The 22,545-nt window shown below is 73.9% G+C and carries 16 protein-coding genes and 1 pseudogene; 9 read left to right on the top strand and 8 right to left on the bottom strand.

Going from position 1 to position 22,545, the window contains the following annotated elements:
• The first annotated feature begins 4 nt into the window (after positions 1-4).
• The gene (gene cysC, locus FRAAL_RS09165) at positions 5-1,933 is read left to right on the top strand and encodes an adenylyl-sulfate kinase (protein WP_011603271.1); all 1,929 of its coding nucleotides are present in this window, start codon (positions 5-7) and stop codon (positions 1,931-1,933) included.
• A gap of 91 nt (positions 1,934-2,024) precedes the next feature.
• Here the strand turns inward: cysC and FRAAL_RS09160 are convergent, their stop codons facing one another.
• The 4 genes from FRAAL_RS09160 to hemE all read right to left on the bottom strand — a co-directional run bounded on the left by FRAAL_RS09160 (position 2,025) and on the right by hemE (position 8,427).
• Positions 2,025-3,698 (bottom strand): sugar transferase, encoded by a 1,674-nt coding sequence (locus FRAAL_RS09160; protein WP_041939055.1) that lies wholly within the window; start codon positions 3,696-3,698, stop codon positions 2,025-2,027.
• 1,032 nt (positions 3,699-4,730) lie between these two features.
• The gene (gene hemQ, locus FRAAL_RS09155) at positions 4,731-5,426 is read right to left on the bottom strand and encodes a hydrogen peroxide-dependent heme synthase (RefSeq protein WP_041939054.1); all 696 of its coding nucleotides are present in this window, start codon (positions 5,424-5,426) and stop codon (positions 4,731-4,733) included.
• Between the two features lie 54 nt (positions 5,427-5,480).
• Positions 5,481-6,968, bottom strand: coding sequence for a protoporphyrinogen oxidase (gene hemG, locus FRAAL_RS09150; protein ID WP_011603268.1), 1,488 nt, complete (start codon positions 6,966-6,968; stop codon positions 5,481-5,483).
• Positions 6,969-7,131: 163 nt separating this feature from the next.
• Positions 7,132-8,427, bottom strand: a complete 1,296-nt coding sequence (gene hemE, locus FRAAL_RS09145) for a uroporphyrinogen decarboxylase (protein ID WP_231861588.1) — start codon at positions 8,425-8,427, stop codon at positions 7,132-7,134.
• Between the two features lie 355 nt (positions 8,428-8,782).
• Between hemE and FRAAL_RS09140 the strand changes: the two genes are divergently transcribed.
• From FRAAL_RS09140 to FRAAL_RS09115, 6 genes are all read left to right on the top strand, one after another.
• On the top strand, positions 8,783-9,169 hold the full coding sequence (locus FRAAL_RS09140; RefSeq protein WP_011603266.1) for a DUF3817 domain-containing protein: 387 nt from the start codon (positions 8,783-8,785) through the stop codon (positions 9,167-9,169).
• A 302-nt stretch (positions 9,170-9,471) separates the two neighbouring features.
• Complete coding sequence (locus tag FRAAL_RS33505) at positions 9,472-9,777, top strand: hypothetical protein (protein WP_041939053.1); 306 nt, start codon at positions 9,472-9,474, stop codon at positions 9,775-9,777.
• A gap of 239 nt (positions 9,778-10,016) precedes the next feature.
• Positions 10,017-10,676 carry a DUF3000 domain-containing protein gene (locus FRAAL_RS09130; protein ID WP_041939052.1) on the top strand — a complete coding sequence of 220 codons (660 nt, stop codon included), beginning with the start codon at positions 10,017-10,019 and terminating at the stop codon, positions 10,674-10,676.
• Between the two features lie 229 nt (positions 10,677-10,905).
• Positions 10,906-12,486, top strand: coding sequence for an HRDC domain-containing protein (locus FRAAL_RS09125; RefSeq protein ID WP_041939051.1), 1,581 nt, complete (start codon positions 10,906-10,908; stop codon positions 12,484-12,486).
• A gap of 259 nt (positions 12,487-12,745) precedes the next feature.
• Positions 12,746-13,966, top strand: coding sequence for a thiolase family protein (locus FRAAL_RS09120; protein WP_041939050.1), 1,221 nt, complete (start codon positions 12,746-12,748; stop codon positions 13,964-13,966).
• Positions 13,967-14,005: 39 nt separating this feature from the next.
• On the top strand, positions 14,006-16,153 hold the full coding sequence (locus tag FRAAL_RS09115; protein ID WP_011603262.1) for a 3-hydroxyacyl-CoA dehydrogenase NAD-binding domain-containing protein: 2,148 nt from the start codon (positions 14,006-14,008) through the stop codon (positions 16,151-16,153).
• Between the two features lie 184 nt (positions 16,154-16,337).
• Here FRAAL_RS09115 and FRAAL_RS09110 read toward each other — a convergent pair whose 3' ends face one another.
• The 3 genes and pseudogenes from FRAAL_RS09110 to FRAAL_RS09105 all read right to left on the bottom strand — a co-directional run bounded on the left by FRAAL_RS09110 (position 16,338) and on the right by FRAAL_RS09105 (position 18,882).
• Positions 16,338-16,898 carry a type II toxin-antitoxin system HipA family toxin gene (locus FRAAL_RS09110; RefSeq protein ID WP_231861587.1) on the bottom strand — a complete coding sequence of 187 codons (561 nt, stop codon included), beginning with the start codon at positions 16,896-16,898 and terminating at the stop codon, positions 16,338-16,340.
• A 6-nt stretch (positions 16,899-16,904) separates the two neighbouring features.
• Positions 16,905-17,078: pseudogene (locus FRAAL_RS36040) on the bottom strand (HipA N-terminal domain-containing protein); the annotation flags it as partial.
• 85 nt (positions 17,079-17,163) lie between these two features.
• Positions 17,164-18,882 carry a DUF262 domain-containing protein gene (locus FRAAL_RS09105; RefSeq protein ID WP_011603259.1) on the bottom strand — a complete coding sequence of 573 codons (1,719 nt, stop codon included), beginning with the start codon at positions 18,880-18,882 and terminating at the stop codon, positions 17,164-17,166.
• Between the two features lie 197 nt (positions 18,883-19,079).
• Here FRAAL_RS09105 and FRAAL_RS09100 point away from each other — a divergent pair, with 197 nt between their 5' ends.
• Both FRAAL_RS09100 and FRAAL_RS09095 read left to right on the top strand, forming a co-directional pair.
• On the top strand, positions 19,080-19,715 hold the full coding sequence (locus FRAAL_RS09100; protein WP_231861586.1) for a TetR/AcrR family transcriptional regulator: 636 nt from the start codon (positions 19,080-19,082) through the stop codon (positions 19,713-19,715).
• Positions 19,716-19,839: 124 nt separating this feature from the next.
• Positions 19,840-21,387, top strand: coding sequence for an MFS transporter (locus FRAAL_RS09095; protein WP_041939049.1), 1,548 nt, complete (start codon positions 19,840-19,842; stop codon positions 21,385-21,387).
• On the opposite strand, the gene FRAAL_RS34725 is transcribed toward FRAAL_RS09095, so the two are convergent.
• A complete protein-coding gene (locus FRAAL_RS34725; protein ID WP_231861585.1) occupies positions 21,289-21,903 on the bottom strand; it encodes a hypothetical protein in 615 nt (204 codons plus the stop codon). The two genes, FRAAL_RS09095 and FRAAL_RS34725, sit on opposite strands and share 99 nt — an antisense overlap.
• Positions 21,904-22,545: the final 642 nt, after the last annotated feature.

Here is a 22,545-nt window from a genome sequence, read left to right as displayed (position 1 = left end):
GGGTGTGAGTGCCACCTCTCATCCGGATCCCGATCCCGACCGCCTCCCGAAGCCGGGCGCCACGGGCGCAACCGACCCGTCGCACGGGCCCGCCGCCGACGATCGGCTGCTGCGCCTGGTGACGCCGGACCGCGCCGCGGAGCTGACGACGGCCTCTCTCGGCTGGCCGTCGCTCACCCTGACGCCGGTGCAGCTCGCCGAGCTGGAGCTGCTGCTCGTCGGCGCCTTCGGTCCGAACCCCGGCTACCCGGCGGCGCAGGAGCTGGCCGGCGTGCCGGTGCCCATCCTCGCCGTGCCGGCCGCCGACGCCGAGCCGCTGGCGGCCGGGGACACCGTCGCCCTGCGCGACCCGGAGGGGGTGATGATCGCCGCCCTGCACGTACGCACCCTGCTGCCGGCCCCGGCCGGGTCCACCGTGCGCCTGGTCGGCACGCTGGACGGGGTGCGCCTGCCGCACCACCCGGACCACCCGGCGCTACGGCTGACCCCGGACCAGCTCCGTGCCGAGCTGCGCGCCCGCGGCTGGACCGGTCCGCAGGTGGGAGCCGGGGCGGCGTGGGCGGTCTGGGCCGATGGCCTGCTGCACACCGCGGACGTGGGGCGCATCCGCGCGCTGACCCGGCAGGGCAAGCGCTGCGTGGTGCTCGCCCCGGTGGGCGGCGCCGACCCGGCGGATGCCGGGCATCACCTGCGGGTCCGTTGCCTGCAGGCCGCGCTCGACGCCGTGGACGCGCCGCTGCGCCCGAGCGAGGCGACCCTGGCCTCCGAGGCGGTGGCCTCCGACGCCATCGCGGCGGGCGCCGCCGGCCGCCGCCACGAGCCGGGTCCCGATCCCTACCGCCGCCCGGGCACCGGCGACCACCCGCCGCGTCACCGCAGCCTGCTGGTCCTCGTCCCGGCCGTCCCCTCGGCGCTGCTGGCCACCCCCCGGGAGCCCGGGATGAGCGCGACGGTCCTGCCGCCCGCCGGCGGCACGCGCCATCCGCTGGCCCCCGGCCCGGCCGGCTTCGAACCGGCCGGCTTCGAACCGAGCGGCCTCGAACCGAGCGGCTTCGAACCGAGCGGCCTCGAACCGGCGGCGCTGTCGTCGGCTGGCCCGGCACCGGCCGGGGTGGCCCCGGCGGCCATTCCCCTCGAACCGGACGGCGGCGCCGCGGGCGCAACGCCGTCGGCGAACGCAGACGCCGAGGTGCTGGCCCGGCTCACCGCCCAACGCGCGCACCTGGCCAGCAGCTACGGCCTGTCCGGCAGCCTGATCGGCCCGGCGATCGGCGCGCCCGGCCGCCAGGAGCTGGCCTCCCTGCTCGACGCCGGCGGGCCGATCCCCGCCGAGCTGACCCCGCCCGCGGTGGCCGCGGAGCTCGCCCGGGCGATCCCCCCGCGCTCCCAGCGCGGGCTGACCATCTTCTTCACCGGGCTGTCCGGGTCCGGCAAGTCGACCCTGGCCGGGCTGCTGGTCTGCCGGCTGCTCGAGCAGGGCGGACGGCGGATCACCCTGCTCGACGGGGACGTCGTGCGCGCCCACCTGTCCCAGGGCCTGGGCTTCTCCCGCGCCGACCGGGACCTCAACGTGCGCCGCATCGGGTTCGTCGCCGCGCAGGTGGCCGGGGCGGGCGGCACCGCGGTCTGCGCGCCGATCGCGCCCTACGCGCGGGTGCGCACGCAGGTCCGCGAGATGGTCCAGGCGGCCGGCGGCGGCTTCGTCCTGGTTCATGTCTCGACGCCGCTCGAGGTCTGCGAGGCGCGCGACCGCAAGGGCCTCTACGCCAAGGCCCGAGCCGGCGTCATCCCCGCGTTCACCGGGGTGTCGGACCCGTACGAGCAACCCACCGACGCCGATGTCACGGTGGACACCGCGCAGCTTTCCGGGGACGAGGCCGTCGACCGCATCCTCGATCACCTACGCGTCGCCGGCTGGCTCACCCCCGCGTAGTCCGTCGGGCCGCCCGGCCGCTCCCGGCCGGAAGCCCGCCAGCCGGTCGGTCGGTCGGGCCGGCCGGCCGGCCGGGTCAGGTCAGGCCAGCTCAGTAGGCGCCTTCGCGGCGCAGGACGGCGAAGACGGTCCGCCAGAGGATGACGAAGTCCATCGCCAGCGACCAGTTCTCCACGTAGCGCAGGTCGAGGCGGACCGACTCGTCCCACTCCAGGTCCGAGCGTCCGCTGATCTGCCACAGGCCGGTCAGACCGGGCTTCACCATCAGCCGGCGGTGCACGTCGTCCTCGTAGCGGGCGACCTCCGAGGGCAGCGGCGGGCGCGGCCCGACCAACGACATGCTGCCGTTGAGCACATTGATCAACTGTGGCAGCTCGTCGAGCGACCACTTGCGCAGGAACTTCCCGACGCGGGTGATCCGAGGGTCGTCGCGCATCTTGAACAGCAGGCCCTCGGCGCGCTCGTTACGCGACTCCAGCTCGGCCTTGCGCGCCTCCGCGTCCACGTACATGGACCGGAACTTGAACATCGTGAAGTGCTCGCCGCCCCGGCCGACCCGGATCTGCTTGAACAGCGCCGGGCCGCGGCTGGTGAGCCGGACCGCGATCCCGAGGCCGAGCAGGACCGGCAGGAACAGCAGGATCACCGTGCCGGCGACGCAGCGGTCGAACACGCCCTTCATGACCCGGCGGGTCCCGCTGAGCTCCGGCTCCTCGATGTGCAGCAGGGGCAGCCCGGCCACCGGGCGGATCGAGATCCGCGGGCCGGTCACGTCGGTCAGCGCCGAGGAGACGAGCACGTCGACGTCGCTGCCCTCGAGCGTCCACAGCACCCGGCGCAGGGTCTCGCCGTCCATCTGCGGGCAGATCGCGACGGTGGTGGCGTGGGTGGCGGTGATGGCGGTGTGCAGGGTCTCCGAGGTGCCCACGATCGGCACTCCGAGCAGGTCGAACCCGCTGCGCTCCGGGCGGTCGTGGCTGTGCCGGCCCGGCGAGCGGTCGAGCACCACGCCGACCACGGACCAGCCCGACGTCGGGTCGCGCTGGGCGAGGCGGACCAGCGTGGCGGCGGACTCGCCGGCACCGACCACGAGGACCCGGTGCAGGCAGCGCCCGGCGCGGCGCATCCGATGCAGGATCCCCCGCCCGATGACCCGGCCGGCCACCGACAGCAGGGTCGCCGCGGGGAACGCGATGAGGACGTAGCTGCGGGCGATCTCGGCCTTGGTCGCGTACGAGATGATCGCGAGCGCGGCCGTGAACCTGGCCGCGGCGTTGACCACCCGGCGGAACTCCTCCGACCCACCGCCGAGGAACCGGCTCTCGTAGGCCCGGTTCAGCGACATGGCGAGCACCCACGCGACCGGCAGCAGCACCGTCATGAGGATGTACGGCTTGATCGACACCGGCTTGGTCTCGAAGTCGACGAGGTCGCCGAACCGCACGAAGAACGCCAGCCCCGCGGCGACCACGCAGGCCGCCGCGTCGAACAGGATCAGTAGCCGCACGTAGCGGCGCTCCCAGGTGACCTGCGCCCGGTAGGCCACGTTCTCCAGCGCCGCGACCGAGTGCGCGCGGGCGACGCTGTGGCGGCCGCCGGTGCCGGTCCAGCCGGGCTGCCCGCCCGGGGGCGTCGCGGCGTGGTCCGCCGGTGCGGCGGCCCCGGGCCTGGTCTGCGGCGGGTAGGGCGACGGGCCGGGCCGGGTGCGCGGGACGAAGTTCGACCCGGCGGAGGCGCGGGCGTCCCCCGACATCGTCTCCGTCACGCGTGGCCCTCCCCGGGAGCGTGACCCGCGGGACAGCGCCGCCCGACCGGTCCGCCCGAACGACGACTCCCGACGGAACACCCCGCCGTCGCCTCCGCGGCGACAGTCGCCTGAAATGTACGAATCGAACAAACTGTCCGAATCGTCCGCCCTGGTCGCATGGTGGGGGTCATGACGATGCCCCGAGCTGCGCCGATCGTCGACCGCTCCGTGGTCGCCACAACGCGTCGGATCTCGGGTGCGGTCCGGGCCCGACCCCATCCTGCCGCGGTTCTCGGTATGCCTCGCGTGGACGGCCGAGAGCTCAACCATCGGTGATGCATCGACCGGACCTCCAGCGATCTTCCCCCGCCACTGACTGTGGGCCACCGCGGACGGCGGGCCGGCTGTTCGCGCACTGCCCGGCGTTGCGTCGGGGTGCACACCGGTGCGAACCGGACCGCCGGCCACCGACGCGGCCGGCACTCCTGGTCACGGGCAACGTTACCGGCTCTCCTCAGCCGATCTACCGGGGGCCCGCGAAGCAGGTGCCGGACGACGCCGCGACCGCCGACTGTTGCGGCGGCGTCATCCGTCCGTTTGTGGCGACTCAAGGTAGCAGAGATGACGTCGATCGCCGGTAACCCGCCGTAGCGAAATTCCCGCGTTCAATCGTGGATACCGAAATTCCGGACAGCACACGCCGGCCGCACGCTGCGTATACAGGAAGCGGCTGGACTGCTACTGTGCGTCATGGCTCTTCGGCTCCGGCCGGGGAGCCGTCGGCTGCCCGGCCCGTACGGGCGCCGTCGGGGTGGAAACTGTGCGATCCGGCTCGCGCCTGCGCGAGCCGGGGGGCACGGATACGGGACGGTCGGCGCCTGCCGGACGGGTGGGGGCGCCCAGGCAGGCGCCGGCTGCGGGTGTCAGCCGGCCCCGGCGGCACGCGCCGCAGACAGAACCGACGGCGCCGCGCGCCGGAGGGACGGCACGGTCGCGCGGCGCAGCGTCGTGGCGGGGCTGTGCGGGCGGCTCAGCGCGGCCGCCACCGGGTCAGGGCAGGGCGGCGACGATGTCGGCGAGGGACTTGCGGGCGCCGCTGTAGAACGGGGTCTCCAGCCGGGTGTGCCGACGGGTGGCGCTCCCCCGCAGGTGGCGGATGCAGTCGACGATGCGGTGCAGCTCGTCGGCCTCGAACGCGAGCAGCCACTCGTAGTCGCCCAGGCCGAACGCGGCGACCGTGTTGGCCCGGACGTCCTCGAACTCGCGGCCCATGATCCCGTGCTCGGCGAGCAGCCCGCGCCGCTCGTACTCCGGCAGCAGGTACCACTCCAGAGACCGGTTGAACGGATAGACGCAGATGTACCCGCGCGGGTCCTCCCGGCGGACGAACGCCGGGATGTGGTTGCGGTTGAACTCCGCCGGGCGGTGCAGCCCGACGGCCGACCACACGGGCCGCAGATGGCCGCCCAGCGCCGTCTGGCGGAACCGCTGGTAGGTCTCCTGCAGCAGGTCGGGGTCCGGGCTGGTCCACCAGACCATCAGGTCCGCGTCGGCCCGGTAGCCCGAGATCTCGTACGTTCCGCGGGTGTAGACGTCCTTCGCCAGTGCCCCTTCCAGCAGGGCGTCGGCCTCGTCGATCAGGGGGGTCCGATCGGCGGGCAGCGGGCGGTCGGCGGCGAAGACCGACCACCCGGTGTAGAGGAGCTCGGCGTTGAGCTCCTGAACGGACTTCGTGGACTCCGGCATACCCGTCTCCTCCATCACCCCGCACCGACCGGACCGGCCGGTGCGGGTCGTTCCTCAGACTCCCGGGCCCAGCGGACCCACCGGCCCCACCGGATCGGTCGGCTCCACCGGATCGGTCGATCCCACCGGATCGGTCGATCCCGACGGCTCCGCCGGACTGCCCTGGGCCGTCCGGACGGCGCGCAGCACCGCGGCGGCGGCGGCCTCCCCGGAGCGGATGCAGGCCGGGATGCCGACGCCGTCGTAGCCGGCGCCGGCGAGCGCGAGGCCCGCGGGCAGCGCCCGGCGCACGCCGGCGATCCGGCTCAGATGGCCCGGGAGGTACTGCGGCAGCGCGCCGCCCCACCGGCTCACCCTGGTGGCGATCGGACGCGCCGTCAGCCCCGTGATCTGGGCGATCTCCGCCGCGGCCACGCCGGCGAGCTCGGTGTCGCCGCGCTGCAGGTCGTGCTCGGCGCCGGCGCGGCCGATGCTGGCCCGGACCACCGTGAACCGGCCGGCGCGGACATGCGGCCACTTCGTGGTCAGGAAGGTGGCCGCCTTCACCGACGTACCCGCCCGCGCCGGCACCAGGAAACCGCTGCCCGGCGGCGGGGTGACGTCCCGGTAGACCAGCGTGATCAGGCCGACGGAGGCGTAGGGGACACCGGCGAGCGGGGCCGCCGCGTGCGGGGCCAGCGGGCTCAGCAGTGTCCGGGCCACCCCGGCGGGCACGGCGAGGATCACCGCGTCGGCCGTCAGCGGCTCGGGCTTCTCCCCGCCGCCGACCCGGTCGCAGACGACCCGCCAGCCGCCGGCGGTGCGTTCCACGGCGCGCACCAGCACGCCGGTGCGCACGGTCGCGCCGGACCGCTCGGCCAGCCGCGTCGCGAACGACCCCAGGCCGCCGCGCAAGCTGGCGAACAGCGGCGTCGTCGACGCCGACGCGGCCGGGGCGGTGCGGGCCCGCACCCGGTGGGCGCCGAGCAGCAGCGACCGGTCCTCGGTCAGGATCGGGACGAGCTGCGGCACGGTGGCCCGCAGGGACAGCGCGTCGGCCCGCCCGGCGTACACCCCGCCGAGCAGCGGGTCGACCAGCAGGTCGACGACCTCGCGCCCGACCCGGGCGCCGACGAAGCCGCCCACGGTGGGGTCGTCGGGGAAGCGGGTGCGCGGCAGGGCCAGGTCGGCCGCGGCCCGCAGCAGCCCCCAGGGGGACAACACCCCGGAGCGGACCAGGCCGAAGGCGTCGGTCGGCACGCCGAGCATGGTGTTCGGCGGGATCGGCCGCAGCCGGCCCCGGATCCACAGCGACGCCGAGGTCGTCGCCGGATGCACGATGTCGTGGCCGAGGCCGATCTGCCTGGCCAGCCGCAGACCGTCGGGGACGCGAGCGAGGAACGACTCGGCGCCCTCCTCGACGTCCATCCCCTCGATCGGGGTGGTGCGCAGCTTGCCGCCGACGCGCTCCCCCGCGTCCAGGACGGTCACCTCGGCGTGGCCGGACAGGGCATGGGCCGCGGCGAGCCCGGCGACTCCCCCACCGACGATGACAACCCGCACGTTCCTGCCGCCCTTCACGATGAGTGGTGCCGTTCCACCAGGATTCACCATCGCGTCGCGCCCGCCCGCAGGCGGGCCGCGTCCCGGCGGCGGATCACGCTGTGGTGGCGGACCGGGCCCCGATGGTGGTGGAGCTGTAACCGGCCGTCGGTCGCCGGCCGGATCAACCGGCGTGGACGAGGTCGACGATGTGCGCGAGCACGCCCGGGTCGGTCTCCGGCAGGACGCCGTGGCCGAGGTTGAACACGTGCCCCTCCGCCTTCGCGCCGCGGGCCAGGACGTCGCCGACCTTGGCGGCGAGCACGGGCTCGGGCGCGAACACCGCCGCCGGGTCGAGGTTGCCCTGCACCGCCCGGCCCGGCCCGATCCGGCGCGCGGCCTCGTCGAGGGGAACCCGCCAGTCGACCCCGACGACGTCGGCACCCACCTGGCCCATGGCGGCGAGCAGCTCGCCGGTGTTGACGCCGAAGTGGATACGCGGCACCTCGCCGGCGAAGGCCGCCAGCACGCGCGCGCTGTGCGGTGCGACGTAACGCCGGTAGTCGTCCTCGCTGAGCGCACCGGCCCAGGAGTCGAACAGCTGCACCGCGTCGACGCCGGCGTCGACCTGGACCCGCAGGAAGGCGGTGGTGATGGTGGCCAGCCGGTCGAGCAGCTCGTGCCAGAGCTCCGGCTCGCCGTACATCATCGCCTTGGTACGCAGGTGGTTGCGGCTCGGGCCGCCCTCGACGAGGTAGCTGGCCAGGGTGAACGGCGCGCCCGCGAAACCGATCAGCGGGGTGCCGCCGAGCTCGCCGAGCAGGTCGCGGACCGCCTGCGTGACGTAGGGGACGTCGTCCGGTTCGAGCGCACGCAGTGCCGCGAGCCGGGCGGAGTCGCGCACCGGCTCCGCGACGACCGGCCCGACCCCGGCGACGATGTCGATGTCGAGCCCGATCGCCACCAGCGGCACGACGATGTCGGAGAAGAAGATCGCCGCGTCCGGCCGGAAGCGACGCACCGGCTGCATGGTGATCTCGGTGATCATCGCGGGGTCGCGGCACGAGTCGAGCATCGGCACGTCGGCGCGCAGCGCCCGGTACTCGGGCAGGACGCGACCGGCCTGGCGCATGAACCAGACGGGGGTGGTCTCGGGCTGGTCCCGTCGGCAGGCCCGCAGGAACGGGGCGGTGCTGGCGAGGCCGGGCCGGCGCGCGTCCGCCGAGCGCGCGGCGGCGCAACGGGGTGCGACGCCGGCGCGCGGATCGGCCGCCTCGGCACACGGGTCCGCGGCACCGGCCCGCAGGGCGGCGTCGGTGAGCGGGAGGCCGGTGGCCGAGGCGAGCCGACCGGGGCGGTGGAGGGTGTCGCCGTCCCGCGAGGGCGCGACCCGCGCCGAGGCGACCGCGACGCCGCTCGGCGCGGTCTGGACGCTGGCCGACCCGGACCCGGGCCCGGCGTCGATGTGGACGACAGACATGCCTCGATCGTTGCATGCCCGCCGCACCTGTGCCGGTGCGACCGGGGTCACTCCGATCGGCACGGGCGGGTGATGACCGGCGTCGGGGTGGTCACGGTCCGGGCCGATCGGGTCCTCCGGCGTCAGCTATCTTCTACTTTCAGTAGAAGAAGTTGCTGGTCCAGCCGGTGCCCGCCGGTCCGGACCAGCCCGAACAGCCGGGCTGACCAGGCCGACCGCAGACCACTCGGATGTGACGAAATCCGCTGTCCGCCCAGGTGAGCGGCCGGCGTGTCCGGGCGGCACCTCAGGTCCGGCGATGGTCACGATCTCGCCATGACGACCGTCCGACCGCCACGACGATTGAGGACTTGAGATGACCGATCAGGCCCCGCACGGCGGATCCCGCGTCCTGACCGCGGCCCGCGCCGTCTCGTTCGCCGAGGCGACGTCGTTCCTCCTGCTGCTCATCGCCACGGGGATCAAGTACGGCGCCGACCATCCCCAGGGGGTGAAGATCCTCGGCCCGATCCACGGCACGCTCTTTCTCGCCTACTGCGCACTCATCGGCTACCTGGCGTTCGCCGGGCGCTGGCCCCGCCGGCGCACCGTGCTGGCCCTGATCGCCTCCGTGCTGCCGGTGGCACCGTTCTTCGTGGAACGGCACTGGCTGCGCGGTGACGCCGGCCTCGCGGGCGGCACGACCCCGCCGGCCGGTCCGGGCTCGCGGCCGGTCTCCCGACCCGCCGCCCGCCGGAGCTGACGCCCCGGGCGCGGCTGCCCCGCGCGGCTGCGCGCTGCGCACCCAAGCGGGGCGAGTCGCGCGACCAGGGATCTCCCGCCCACACCCCCTCGAGACGGGCGCACGCGACACGCCGGAGGGAATGCGCGGACATCTGTCCGTCCCGTGGCACCGTCAGTCCGGTCGGAATGAGGGCAGAGGGTGCGCGTCGTCCGCGTTCCCCCTCGGCCGGCAGTCGCGGGGGCGCGGGATCCGTGGTGCAGCGCCCACCGCATCCGAGGGGACGCAACACGCAGCAGCCGTGCGCGGGGAGTGGTGTTCGAGTGGAACTGGTCCGGGTGGGCGCCGACGATCTCATCGTTCTGACCTGCACAGAATGCGGTGACGAGCGGCCGTTCGAGCAGCCGCCGTGCGCCGACGGGCACGGAGCGGACTGCCCGGAGTGGGCCTGCACCGAGTGCGGTGCGGCGGTACTCCTGGGACCGGTCCCGCTCGGGGCGCAGGCCCCGGCCGGAGGGCAGGTCCCGGCGGCCAGGTCGGCGGCGCACCCGCGAGCGGGCCGGGAGGCCGGCGCCGGGGCGCGGGATCATCGCGGCCGCGAGCGCGCCGCCGCCCGGATCCCGGCGTGAGTCTGCACAGTCCCGCCCCGCGTCCCGACTACGGCGCCGCCGCGGGCCGTCCCGCACCCTTCGGCGAGCCCGCCGCGGCGGAGGCGGTCCCCGGGCCCCGGGAGGTTCCGGTCCTGCGGGACACGGCGCACCGTTCCGGCCATCGCCTCATCGGCGTCCGTCCGCACGCAACGGGGTCGAAGCCCCACGCTCCGGCGTCTACCCAGCGCGATCAAGGTCGACGTCCTAACGTTGCCGTCATGGGGGCGGCGCAGTCGTACGAGGCAAGCCCGCCGATCTTTCTCGCCAGCACCGACGCCCTGCGCGACGGGATCGCGCGGCTGCGACCGGAGATCAGCGTGCACGAGGTCGCCGCGCCGACCCGGCTCGCGCCCCACGCCTTCGCGCTCGCCGGCGGCCTGACCGGCGACGCCGCCGACCTCGCCGCCGGCCGGCTGATCGTCCTGATGGATCCGGAGGGACAGCCGGCCTGGCAGGGCAGCGCCCGCATCGTCTGCTACGCCCGGGCGAGTGTCGACCCGGAGATCGCCACCGATCCGTTGCTGGCCGACGTGGCCTGGTCGTGGCTGCGGGAGTCCCTCGACGCGCACGGCGCGCAGGTCCGTGCGCTCGGCGGCGCGGTGACGACGACCTCGTCGCGGCGGTTCGGCCTGCTGCGGGCCGAGGGGGACAGCTTCGACGTCGAGCTGCGCTGCTCCTGGTCGCCCGACTGGGCCGAGACCGCGCTCGGCGCCGGCCCGGGCGCCGCGGGCCCGCACGGCCCGGAGCCGGCGCGACCAGCCTGGAGTCCCGCCGGGGCGGCGGCCCACCTGCTGGCCTTCGGCGACCTGCTGGCCGCCATGGCCGGCCTGCCACCGGCACTGTCCGGCGTCGTGCCGCTGCCCCAGCGCCGGAGCTGAATCCGCCGGTCGCGGCCCCGCCGCGGGACCACAGCCAGGGGATTCGCGCTACCCCGTTCGGCTCGGGAGCCGGCCACCCTACCCGGTGGCGGTGTCACGATGCGTATAATTAGCGTGATTCGCTGAACAGCGCGGCTGCCTCCGCGAGGATTCAGACGTACGATCGCCGATCGTGACGTCGACGGTTCCTGAACCAACACAGCAGGTCAGCGGGGGTGTAAGCGCAAAGGTGGAGGGAGAGCCCAGCACCAGCGCCCGCGAGCCCATCCCGCTGCTCGCTCCTGTGGACGGCGTCCCACCGGTCATCGTCGACGCCGCAGCGCTCGCCGCCGCGGCCGTTCGGCTCGCGGCCGGGACGGGTCCGGTCGCCTTCGACGCCGAGCGGGCGTCCGGCTACCGCTACAGCCAGCGCGCCTACCTCGTCCAGATCCGCCGGCGGGGGGCCGGTTCGCTGCTGATCGACCCGGTCCCGCTGGGTGACCTCACCGTCATCCAGGAGGCGGTGGGTGACGCCGAATGGGTGTTGCACGCCGCCAGCCAGGACCTGCCCTGCCTGGCCGAGCTCGGGCTGCGCCCGGCCCTGCTGTTCGACACCGAGCTCGCCGGCCGGCTGCTGGGCTACGAGCGGGTCGGCCTCGGCATGATGGTCGAGCGGGTGCTCGGCTACGGCCTGGAGAAGGGCCACTCCGCGGCGGACTGGTCGACCCGGCCGCTGCCCGAGCCCTGGCTGCGCTATGCGGCGCTCGACGTCGAGCTGCTGGTGGAGCTGCGCGACGCGCTCGAGGCCGAGCTCATCGAGCAGGACAAGCTCGAGTTCGCCCGGCAGGAGTTCGCCGCGATCGTCGCGGCGCCGCCCCGGGAACCCCGCGCCGAACCGTGGCGGCGGACCAGCGGCATCCACCGGGCGCGGTCCCGGCGCCAGCTCGCGGCGGTGCGCGCCATGTGGACCGCCCGGGACCGGATGGCCCGGACGCGTGACGTCGCCCCCGGTCGGGTCCTGCCGGACAGCGCGATCATGGACGCGGTCCTCAACGCCCCCGCCGACACCGCGGCGCTGATCCGCCTGCCCATCTTCTCCGGGCCGCGGATCCGGCGGACCGCGAGCACCTGGCTGGACGCGTTGCGCAGCGCCGCGGCGCTGCCCGAGGACGAGCTGCCGGCGCCGGCCGGCCCCAGCGGCGACGGCCTGCCCCCGCCCAACCGGTGGGCCGAGCGCGATCCGGTGGCCGCCGCCCGGCTTGCCCGCGTGCGGGCGGAGCTGTCCGCTCTCGCCGCCACGTACACCATGCCGGTGGAGAACCTGCTCGAACCCGCGCTGTCCCGCCGGATCGCCTGGTCCCCGCCCGACCCGCCGACCGAGTCGGCAGTGGAGGAGACGCTGCGCGCCAGCGGCGCCCGCGCCTGGCAGCGGGAGCTGACCCGTGCGGCCCTGAGCTCCGCGCTCGTCGACCCTGAACCCGACCCGGTCGACGAGGCCGCCCCGCCCGCGCCCGAGCGTGCCGGGCGGCGGGCGGGCCGCGGCGGCGGGTCCGGGGGAGCCGGCGGCGCGGATCGCCCTCGTTCCCGCGGTGGACGCGCGGGCACCGGCCGGTCGGTGCGCGGGGCGGCCGGCCGGGCCACCGCCGGCTCTCCGGTCGGCGCGACGTCGTCGGACGGCGGCGGTGCTTCCTCCGTCGGCGCGGCTCCGGCGGGCGGCGGTCCCACCGACGCTGCCGCGCCGGGCGGCGGCGCGGCGAAGCCGTCCGCCGGGTCGGGCCCGGCCTCGGGCCCGCCGGGTGGCGCCCCCACCGCCCCCACCCACGAGCGGTAACCAGCCAGGCACCGGACTCCCCCGGCACCCGCGGGGCCCGGGGCCGGGGCTGGTGCGGCGCGCCGTACCCGCCTCGACGCGACACCGGGGGCAGACGGGACGAGTGTCCTACCGGCCGGTAACCGCTGCCGTAGGCTAACCGGTGCCGGCGGTGTCCGCGCCGGTGCTGACCGTCCGCACGGTCCCGTCGGGCCGGCGCGGGCAGTCGGTGTCCCACGCGAGGTGCCGACGGCCGCGAGCCGCCGGTGGGGAGGCCACCGTGTTCGGTTCAGCCCGCGGTTCGGTCCGTGACGTGGTCTTCGTCGACGGCGTCCGCACGCCGTTCGGCAAGGCCAAGGGCGTGTACGCCGAGACCCGGGCCGACGACCTGATCGTCCGCGTGATCCGGGAGCTGCTGCGGCGCAACCCGTCCCTGCCGCCCGAGCGCATCGACGAGGTGGCGGTCGCGGCCACCACCCAGATCGGCGACCAGGGCCTGACGATCGGCCGGATCGCCGGCGTGCTGGCGGGGCTGCCGGAGTCGGTGCCCGGCTACGCCGTCGACCGGATGTGCGCCGGGGCCGTGACCGCGGTGACCACCACGGCGTCGTCGATCGCCGTGGGCGCCTACGACGTCGCCGTCGCCGGCGGGGTGGAGCACATGGGCCGCCATCCGATGGGCGAGGGCGCCGACCTCAACCCGCGGTTCGTCGCCGAGCGGCTGGTCGACCCGTCCGCGCTGATCATGGGACTGACGGCGGAGAACGTCCACGACCGCTTCCCGGCGATCACCCGGCAGCGGGCGGACGCCTACGCCCTGGCCTCCCAGGAGAAGGTCGCCAAGGCGTACGCGAACGGCCAGATCCAGCCCGATCTGGTCCCGATGGCCGCCCGCCACGCCGACAGCGGCTGGGAGCTGGTCACCGCCGACGAGCCGCCGCGCCCGACGACGACCCTCGACGGGCTGGCGGGGCTGCGCACCCCGTTCCGGCCGCACGGCCGGGTCACGGCGGGCAACTCCGCCGGCATCAACGACGGCGCCACCGGGTGCCTGCTCGCGGCCGCCGAGGTGGCCGCGGAGCTGGGGCTGCCGGCGCGGATGACGCTGGTCGGCTACGGCTTCGCCGGGGTCGCGCCGGAGGTCATGGGCGTCGGCCCCATCCCGTCGACGGAGAAGGCGCTCGCCCGCACCGGCCTTACGATCGACGACATCGGGCTGTTCGAGCTGAACGAGGCGTTCGCCGTGCAGGTCCTGGCCTTCCTCGACCACTTCGGCATCGCCGACGACGACCCCCGGGTCAACCAGTACGGCGGGGCGATCGCGCTGGGCCATCCGCTGGCCTCCAGCGGGGTGCGGCTGATGACCCAGCTCGCCCGGCAGTTCGCCGAGCATCCCGAGGTGCGCTACGGCATGACGGCGATGTGCGTGGGTCTGGGCATGGGGGCCACCACGATCTGGGCGAACCCCCACCACGACGCCGCCACCGCGGCGGCGAGCTGACCGGGCGTTGCGCGAGATCCCATCCCAGGAGAGGGCGGCATGACGATCGACGAGGTGACCCTGGACTACCCGGACGAGGTCGTCACGGCCGCGCACGTCCGGTACGTGACGCTGCCCGGGGTGGCCGGCCCGGTCGCCCTCGTCACCCTCGACAACGGCCACGACCACACCCGGCCGAGCACCTTCGGCCCGGCCGGGCTGCGCCGGCTGCTCGCCGCCGTCGACGAGATCGAGGCGCACGATCCCCCGGTCGCCGCGATCGCCGTGACCGGCAAGCCGTTCATCTTCAGCGTCGGGGCGGACCTGGGCTTCCGGTCGTCGATCACCGAGGCGGACCGGCTGCGCCCGTCACTGGACGCGCTCGGCCGGCTCGGGCACGACGCCTTCGCCCGGCTCGGCTCCGGTCGCCTCGGCGGGCGCAGGGTCCCGACCTTCGCGCTGGTCAACGGGGCGGCGCTGGGCGGCGGCCTGGAGCTGGCGCTGCACTGCGACTACCGGGCGCTGTCCGCCGGGATTCCCGCGCTCGCCTTCCCGGAGGTGTTCCTCGGCCTGGTGCCGGCCTGGGGCGGCACCCAGCTGCTGCCGAACCTGATCGGCGCCGAGGCGGCGGTGTCCGTCGTCGTCGACAACGCGCTCAGCCAGAACCGGACCCTGCGCGGGCCGCAGGCGTTCGAGCTGGGCATCGGGGACGTGCTGCTGGCGCCGGCCGACTTCCTGGAGGAGGCGCTGGCCTGGGTGGGCCGGGTGCTGCGCGGGGAGATCGACCCGGTCGCCGAGCGCCACCCGGTGCCGCGGGGCGCCGCCTGGGCCGAGGCCGTCGCCCGCGGCCGGGCGCTCGCCGACGCCCGGCTGCACGGCGCCGCGCCGGCCGCCTACCGGGCTCTCGATCTGATCGAGCTCGCCGAGACCGCCGATCGCGCCAGCGGTTTCGCCGCCGAGACCCAGGCGCTGGCCGACCTGTCGGTCAGCGGTGAGCTCGCCGCCGGGCTGTATGCGTTCGACCTGGTCCAGAAGCGGGCGAAGCGGCCGGTCGGCGGCCCGGATCCGGCGCTGGCCCGCCCGGTCACCAAGGTCGGGGTCGTCGGCGCCGGGCTGATGGCCGCCCAGCTCGCGCTCGTGTTCGCGCACCGGCTGGAGGTGCCGGTCGTGCTCACCGACATCGACGCCGAGCGCCTCGACGCCGGCGTCGCGAACGTCCACCGCGAGATCGACAACCTGCTGCTACGCCACCGGATCTCCGCCGACCAGGCCAACCGGTACAAGGCCAACGTCACCGGCTCGCTGACTAAGGACGCCTTCGCCGACGCCGACCTGGTCATCGAGGCGGTCTTCGAGGACCTGGCCGTCAAGCAGGCGGTGTTCGCCGAGCTGGAGGCCGTGGTGGCGCCCACGGCGGTGCTGCTGACGAACACCTCCGCGCTGTCGGTCACCGAGATGGCCGCGCGGCTGGAGCATCCCGAACGGGTCGCCGGCCTGCACTTCTTCAACCCGGTGTCCGTGCTGCCGCTCGTCGAGGTGGTCCGGGCCGTTCGCACGGACGACGCGACGATCGCGACGACGCTCGCGGTCGCCAGGAACCTGAAGAAGGACGCGGTGCTCGTCGCGGACGCGCCGGCGTTCGTCGTGAACCGGCTGCTCACCCGCTTCCTCGGCGAGGTGCTCGGCGCCGCCGAGCGGGGCGCCCCGATCGACCAGGTCGACCACGCCCTGGATCCCCTGGGGCTGCCGATGTCGCCGCTCGTCCTGCTGTCGCTGGTCGGCCCGGCGGTGGCCCTGCACGTCGCGCAGAACCTGCACGCCACCTTCCCGGACCGGTTCCGGGCGCCGACGAGCCTCGCCCGGCTGGTCGAGGCGGGCCGGGGCTCGGTCTACACCACCGGCCCGGACGGCACCCAGATCGTCGACCCCGAGGCCGCCGCGGCACTGCGCGCGGACGCCCAGGCGCAGCCGCCCACGCCCGCCGAGGTGCGCGAGGCCGCCCTGCGGGCACTCGCCGAGGAGATCCACCTCATGCTCGCCGAGAAGGTCGTCGCCGAGGCCGCCGACATCGACCTGTGCATGATCCTCGGCGCCGGCTGGCCGTTCCACCTCGGCGGGATCACCCCCTACCTGGACCGCACCGGCATCAGCGAGGCCGTCACCGGCGAACGCTTCGCCCCGCCCGGCGTCGCCACCCCGCCCCGCTGATCCCAACGGCTACCGGGCTGAGTGCAGCACCGTCCGCGTCCGGTCGATCCAGTTGCCGATGTCACCACCGAGCGCGGTACTGCGGGCGAAGGCATCCCGATCGTGCTCCCACGCCGCCGGGAGCCTCTCGCCCACCGCGGACGCGACTGCCTGCAGATCCGCCCCGGTCACCCCGAATCGGCGATCAAGACCGGCCGCGATAGGCCAGCGCCGCCACCGTTTCGAACGTGCCCTCGTACTTCGCGTCCGGATACTTGTCCCGCACCTGGGCGAAGTCCTCAATGTGAATCGCCGTCCGATCCCCTTCGCCGTGTCGGTCGAAACGGCGAACCGCGTACGCCCATTCCTCGGAGTTCGGCCACATCCGGGACGGCAGGCCCTGAAGATCGTCCCGGTGGACGAGCCGGACCTCGGGTACGTCGAGCCCGACCTCGGCGGCGAGCGACATCATCACGAATTCGTTCAGCGGCACGTCTCCAAACCGCTGGTCGGGGAACTTCACCAGCCAGTCCCCGTGCTCGCCCACGGCCGGCACTGTGAGGCGATCACCAGTGGCCAGCATCGAGAACTTCAGCGCGACCCCGGCAAGCGAGAACCGCCACGGCGACACCGTGGCCGCGGAAAAGAATCCGCTCGATCTGTCCAAGCGCTCAGCAGGCCATTCGAGGGCCTCCGCGACGGATTCCATCGGGACAACCTGGACGGCCCCGGGGAGGTCATGCCCGACCTGGGCGAGCAGTTCCATCTCCCGGTCGAGCGCGACATCCCGGTCCGCCGCGATCCACTCGCGTAGGGGACCCTCAGGCAGCAGGTTCGAGAACCACCGCGGCAGGCGCAGCGCGGCCGCATACGGACCGCGGAGATCCTCCTCGAATCGGAGCCCGAGTACGGGACGGGACTCATACTCCTCGGTGAAGGTGAACATCGTGTGGTCCCCGCGTTGCCGCAGGACACCGATGTGTCCCCTGTGCAGCAGTACCGCGTAGTGATGCTCAGTCGGTGGCACTGGTCTACTCGTCCGATTCTTCCAGTTCGAGGGAGTCCCGCTCGTCCAACGCGAGGGAGTCGAGGGAAGGGGTGTCCTCGAACTCCCATTGCGCCATTCGATCGATGAATGCATTGAGGCCGACATCGATCGCGGCCTGTCGGACATCCAGAAACTCTTCGCGCCGCCCAGAGTTAAACAGTTCAATCAGGTCATCGCTCAGACAGTAGGACCGAAGGACCTCCGCACGGTCCCGCTCCTCGACGAGGACGGACGGCGAGGTCACCGACTCAAGAAAGCTGTCGACCGATTCCGCCGCGTCCGGGACGAAAAGCCGATTCGCCGCCCAGAACTGCTGCCGCTTGGGCACACCGCGCCGATAGATTCTGTGCACGGAGATGGCCGCCGTCGACTGATCGATCAGCAGCTCCGAGAGATCACCGGCCCCCAGCCGCTCGCCCGTCAATGGCGACCTCGGCCCCAGTGCCCACCAAGAGCAGAGTATGATCTTCCCTACCGCCTCGTTCGTCCGGAAACGCCGCGCGTTCGGAAGAGACCACACCGAGGATTCCATCGACTTGGTGAGCCCCTGAACGGATTCCTCTTCCCGGCCGGGCTTCACGACGGCACAAAGGATTCTACTCATCTGCGTGAAGCTGCCCTTGAACACACTCGGCCCGCTGACGGCCGCCCGCCAGTAGAATCGACGAAGGAGCTGGCGGTTCCAATCCCCCGTATCGGGGAAGTGGCCGAAAAAACGGACGAGTACCACGAGTAGCGCGCGATAGGTCAGCAGCGAAAGATGTGGCGCACCGGCATCGTCCTGGAGGAAACGCACCGCCAGCACCAGCGCCGCCTCCCCCTCTGCGTACGCCGCCTCCTGCGACTCGTCGGAGAAGTCGGCGGTCCGGCGGTTGTCCGGAGAGAATTCGTTTCGGATATCGCGCATCGGATCCGGGCCCCGACGGGCGAGAATCGAGTGCAGCACCGTGTTCGCGTCGATCAGACCGAAACCGGTCTCCGCGTCGACCCGTTCAGCGATGCGTGCGAGCGACAGCCGCTCCGCCGCCCCCTCCTCGGGGCCGGCGAACAGCGCCGAGAATATCTCGGCCCGACTCAACCGCTTCCCGTAGTTGTTCATCCGGTCGAGGATGTCGGTCAGGATCTTCTCGTCATCTTGCCTGACAAGATAGGCCGGGATCTTGTAGGTGCGAAGCACCTTGGCTATGCGCTGTGCTTCCGGAAAATACTCACGCGCGCCACGGGCAGGGTCGGCAAACCAGTCGAGCAGTCTGATCAGGTCAAAGAGAACCGGCAGTGGCAGATGATGCTCCTCGATCTCCCTGGGGCGATCGACGAACCGCTGCCCCTTGAAGTCGTAGTACACTGCGAATGGCGCATGGCGATTACCCTCCGGATGTAGAGCGTTCGCAATGCTGGTGATGCGCTGCTGACCGTCAACCACCCAAAGCGTATTCTCGCCCGCCGGGGCTGAGACTTTAGTCCTGCCGATGGTGACCGCCTCGGCACCCGACTGCCGCACCCACAGCAGCATGCTGCCGATCGGATAGCCCTTGATGATGCTGTCAAAGAGGCGAACAACGTCCTGGCTGCCCCACCGAAAGTCACGTTGGAAGTGCGGAACCCGGACCCGCCCCTGCCAGGTCTCGTTGACGAGATCTTCCAACTCGTAAGTCGCCGCGCTCGGCTGGATTGCCAGTCCATCAGTCGACAGGGCAACCATCCTTCACGGTGCGAGCGAGCAGCCGCGCCCGCACCCGCACCCGCAACGGGCCCCACAGGGCCCATGTCGGGCACAACGACGCAGCGAGTGATGACCACCTTACTGGCCCGCTGGACGCCGCAGTCCGCCCGATGCCGTCGACAGACGAGGCACGACTCATGCTGGACAAGGTAGTGAGTGGCCACTACCTTAGGGGCATGGCGACGCGGGCAGAGGGCGGCGGGCGGATGAGCGCCGAGCAGCGGCGGGCGAGCGTGCTCGCCGCGGCCGTCGTGGAGTTCGCCCACGGCGGGCTGACCGGCACGTCGACGGAGTCGATCGCGCTGCGGGCCGGCATCTCCCAGCCGTACCTGTTCCGGCTGTACCCGACGAAGAAGGCGCTGTTCCTCGCCGTCATCGCCGACACCTTCCACCGGACCGCCACACACTTCGAGCAGGCCGCCGGCGAGCTGACCGGCGAGGCCGCGCTGGACGCGATGAAGGAGTCCTACCAGGAGCTGCTGGCGGACCCCGCGTACCTGCTGAACCAGTTGCAGGCCTACTCCGGCTGCTATGACGCCGAGGTCCAGGCCGCGACCCGCACCGGATTCCACCGGCTGTGGGACACCGTGCTCCGCATCACCGGCCTGCCCGTCGACGACGTCCGGCAGTTCTTCGCCTACGGCATGCTGTTCAACATCATCGCGGCGATGGACCTCGCCGTCCTCGACGAACAGTGGGCGCAGATGATCTGCCTCGCGGCACCGCCGGGCTCGGCCGCCAGTGTCCTGAGGCCCGACGCACCCAGCCTCGACCGTCCGGCGCCCGGCGCCCTGGGGCCCCACACCACCTGATCCGGATCGACCGCGGCACGCCGGCTTCCGGCGGGCCTCGGCCCGGTGCGCACGCCCAAGGTAGTGACTGGTTACTACCTGCCGTAGATAGTGAGTGCTCACAAGAGACGGAAGGAGAACTGCCGTGTCTCGACGCCCCAGCACCGCCTGGACCCTCGTCGTCACCTCGCTGGCCGCGTTCATGGTGTCCCTGGACAACCTGGTGGTCACCACCGCGCTGCCGCAGATCCGCGAGGATCTCGGCGCTGGCCTGGAAGGCCTGGAATGGACGGTGAACGCCTACACCCTGCCGTTCGCCGTCCTGCTGCTCACCGGGGCGGCGCTGGGCGACCGGCTCGGACGTCGGCGGGTGTTCCTCGCCGGTCTCGCCGTGTTCACCCTGGGCAGCGCGGGTGCCGCGCTCGCGCCGTCGATCGGCGTCCTCATCACCGCCCGCGCCGTGCAGGGTGTCGGCGCCGCCTTCGTGCTGCCGCTGACCCTCACCCTGCTCGCCGCAGCCGTGCCCGAGGAGCGCCGGGGGGCCGCCCTCGGCATCTGGGGGGCCATGACGGGACTGGCCGTGGCGGTCGGCCCGCTCATCGGCGGCGCGGTCACCGAGGGCGCCAGCTGGCAGTGGATCTTCTGGGTCAACGTGCCGATCGGCCTCGTCGCGCTGCCCGTCGGGCTGCGTGCGCTCGCCGAGTCGCGGGTCCGCTCGTCCCGGCTCGACCTCACGGGCGCCGCGTTGGTCAGCGCCGGGCTGTTGGGCGTCACGTTCGGCCTCGTCCGCGGGGAGGGGCACGGCTGGACCAGCACCCCGGTGCTCGGCGCCCTGGTGCTCGGCGGCCTCGGCGTCGCCGCGTTCGTCGCCTGGGAGCTGCGGGTCGCCCGCCGGGGCGGGGCGCCGATGCTGCCGATGGGGTTGTTCCGCGTTCGTGGCTTCGCGGCCGTGAACGCCACCGCGCTGCTGTTCTCGATGGGCATGTTCGGCTCGATCTTCCTGCTGGCCCAGGCGCTGCAGAACGTCTACGGCTACTCGCCGCTGCAAGCCGGCGTGCGGACCCTGCCGTGGACGGCGATGCCGCTGCTCGTCGCGCCGCTCGCCGGTCCGGTGTCGGACCGTATCGGCGGACGGCCGCTGCTGGTCGGCGGGCTGGCGCTCAACGCCGCCGGGCTCTCCTGGATCGCACTGGTCCTCAGCACGCACATGTCGTACTCGGCCCTGGTCGGGCCGTTCGTGCTCTCCGGCGTCGGCATGGCGCTGTTCTTCGTGCCGATCGCGACCGTCGCGCTCGGGGTCGTGCCGGCCTCGATGCAGGGCATCGCGTCGGGTACCAACAACGCGCTGCGCGAACTCGGCGGGGTGCTCGGGATCGCGGTGCTGTCGTCGGTCTTCGCCGCCCGCGGCGGCTACGACACGCCGGCGGCGTTCATCGACGGGACGCGGCCCGCGCTGTGGCTGGGCGTGATCGCCGTCGCCATGGCCCTGCTCTGCGCCCTGTCCCTCCCGCGCCGCGGCGGCCTCGCCCTCGGGAACGCCACCGACCTCCCCGCGTCGGCGAACACCGGCCTCCCCGCGTCGGCGGACGACGGATCAGGCGACGCGGGCCGGCGGGTTCCCGTCACCCAGGCCGCCGCGGCCGGAGCCACCACCCGAGTCACCACCGCCACCACTACCCGAGCCACCACCTGAACCACCGCCGCCTGCACCACCGCCGCTCAGGCCGCCGCCGCCCGGCGTGCCGCTCCCAGGGGCGCCCGGCAACCCGCCGAACGGTCCCGGCGGCTGCCCGCCCGGGGTGCCACCGCCGGCGCCGGCGGTGAAGGGCGCACCCGGGGTGAGCAGGCAGTAGCCGCCGGACTCCCTGCCCACCTGGTAGGACTCCCGGCTGGCCGGGTCGTCACCGCGCCGGACGTCGACCTGGACCTCCCGGATCGTCTGGGCGGCGGCGGGATGGCGGGTCTGTACCCCCCGCACGGCGAACGACGCGACGCCTCCGCTGATCCCGTCGAGCGCCCGCATGAGGATCGTGTACTCGGTGGACGACCGGTTGCCCCGGACCGAACTGCACAGCCGGTCGTAGGCGGCGTCGTAGTGGCCGGCGCGGACGTCGCCGAGATAGGACCGCACGGCCGACGCGGGGCCGTCATCGGACCGGGAGAGCAGGACGAGGCCGGTGCCGCCCGCGCCGACGGCCACGGCGAGCACGAGGACGAGCGGGATCAGCCAGCGGGCCGGCCCACGGCGCGGCGGCGCCCCCGATGGCCCGACCGGCGCGCCGCCCGACCAGACCCGCCCCCCCGATCCAACCCGCCCCCCCGATCCAACCGGGCCCCCCGGCCCGGCCGGCCCCTCCGGCCACACCCCGCCCGACCCGACCGGGCCGCCCGACCAGACCGGACCACCCCAGCCGTGGGGCGGGGACGCTGGCCCGCCAGGCCCGGGTCGGCCGGGCGGCGACGGGGGAGCGGCTGTGACCGGTGGCCCGCCCACACCCACGGGGATCGGCCGTCCGGGCGGCCCACCGGCAGCGGGACCGGCGGTGATCCGGTCCATGGGAGCGGGACCTGTGGGGCCCGGGACCAGGGGGCCGGAGGGGGGCGAGGACCAAGTGGTCCCGGTCCCGGCGCCCGGGCGCCGCGGCGCCGACTGCGTGTGAGGAACCCGCGCGGCCGGGGGCGGGGGCGGCCCGGCCAGCCGATCCGCGGCCGCCTCGCCGCGGGCCGGTGCGGACGCGCTCGCGGCGTAGGGGGCGGTGGGCGGCGCGGGCGGGGCCCAGAGGCCCAGAGGCCCGGTGGTCTCCCCCGGGTCGGCGTCCTCGGCGCCCGGCTCCCGCCGACCGGACGGGTT

The sequence above is a fragment of the Frankia alni ACN14a genome, from assembly GCF_000058485.1.
In the GTDB taxonomy this organism is placed as follows: Bacteria; Actinomycetota; Actinomycetes; order Frankiales; family Frankiaceae; genus Frankia; species Frankia alni.
Note: the sequence above shows the minus strand (reverse complement) of the source record. Positions and strands in the feature narration are given on the sequence as shown.

What these genes read in the sequence shown, in the direction of transcription:
- hemQ (WP_041939054.1), bottom strand. Translation starts at nt 5,426, where the DNA reads ATGCCGGAGTCCACGAAGTCCGTTCAGGAGCTCAACGCCGAGCTCCTC.
- hemE (WP_231861588.1), bottom strand. Translation starts at nt 8,427, where the DNA reads ATGTCTGTCGTCCACATCGACGCCGGGCCCGGGTCCGGGTCGGCCAGC.
- FRAAL_RS09140 (WP_011603266.1), top strand. Translation starts at nt 8,783, where the DNA reads ATGACCGATCAGGCCCCGCACGGCGGATCCCGCGTCCTGACCGCGGCC.
- FRAAL_RS09130 (WP_041939052.1), top strand. Translation starts at nt 10,017, where the DNA reads ATGGGGGCGGCGCAGTCGTACGAGGCAAGCCCGCCGATCTTTCTCGCC.
- FRAAL_RS09115 (WP_011603262.1), top strand. Translation starts at nt 14,006, where the DNA reads ATGACGATCGACGAGGTGACCCTGGACTACCCGGACGAGGTCGTCACG.
- FRAAL_RS09110 (WP_231861587.1), bottom strand. Translation starts at nt 16,898, where the DNA reads ATGGAACTGCTCGCCCAGGTCGGGCATGACCTCCCCGGGGCCGTCCAG.
- FRAAL_RS09105 (WP_011603259.1), bottom strand. Translation starts at nt 18,882, where the DNA reads ATGGTTGCCCTGTCGACTGATGGACTGGCAATCCAGCCGAGCGCGGCG.
- FRAAL_RS09100 (WP_231861586.1), top strand. Translation starts at nt 19,080, where the DNA reads ATGGCGACGCGGGCAGAGGGCGGCGGGCGGATGAGCGCCGAGCAGCGG.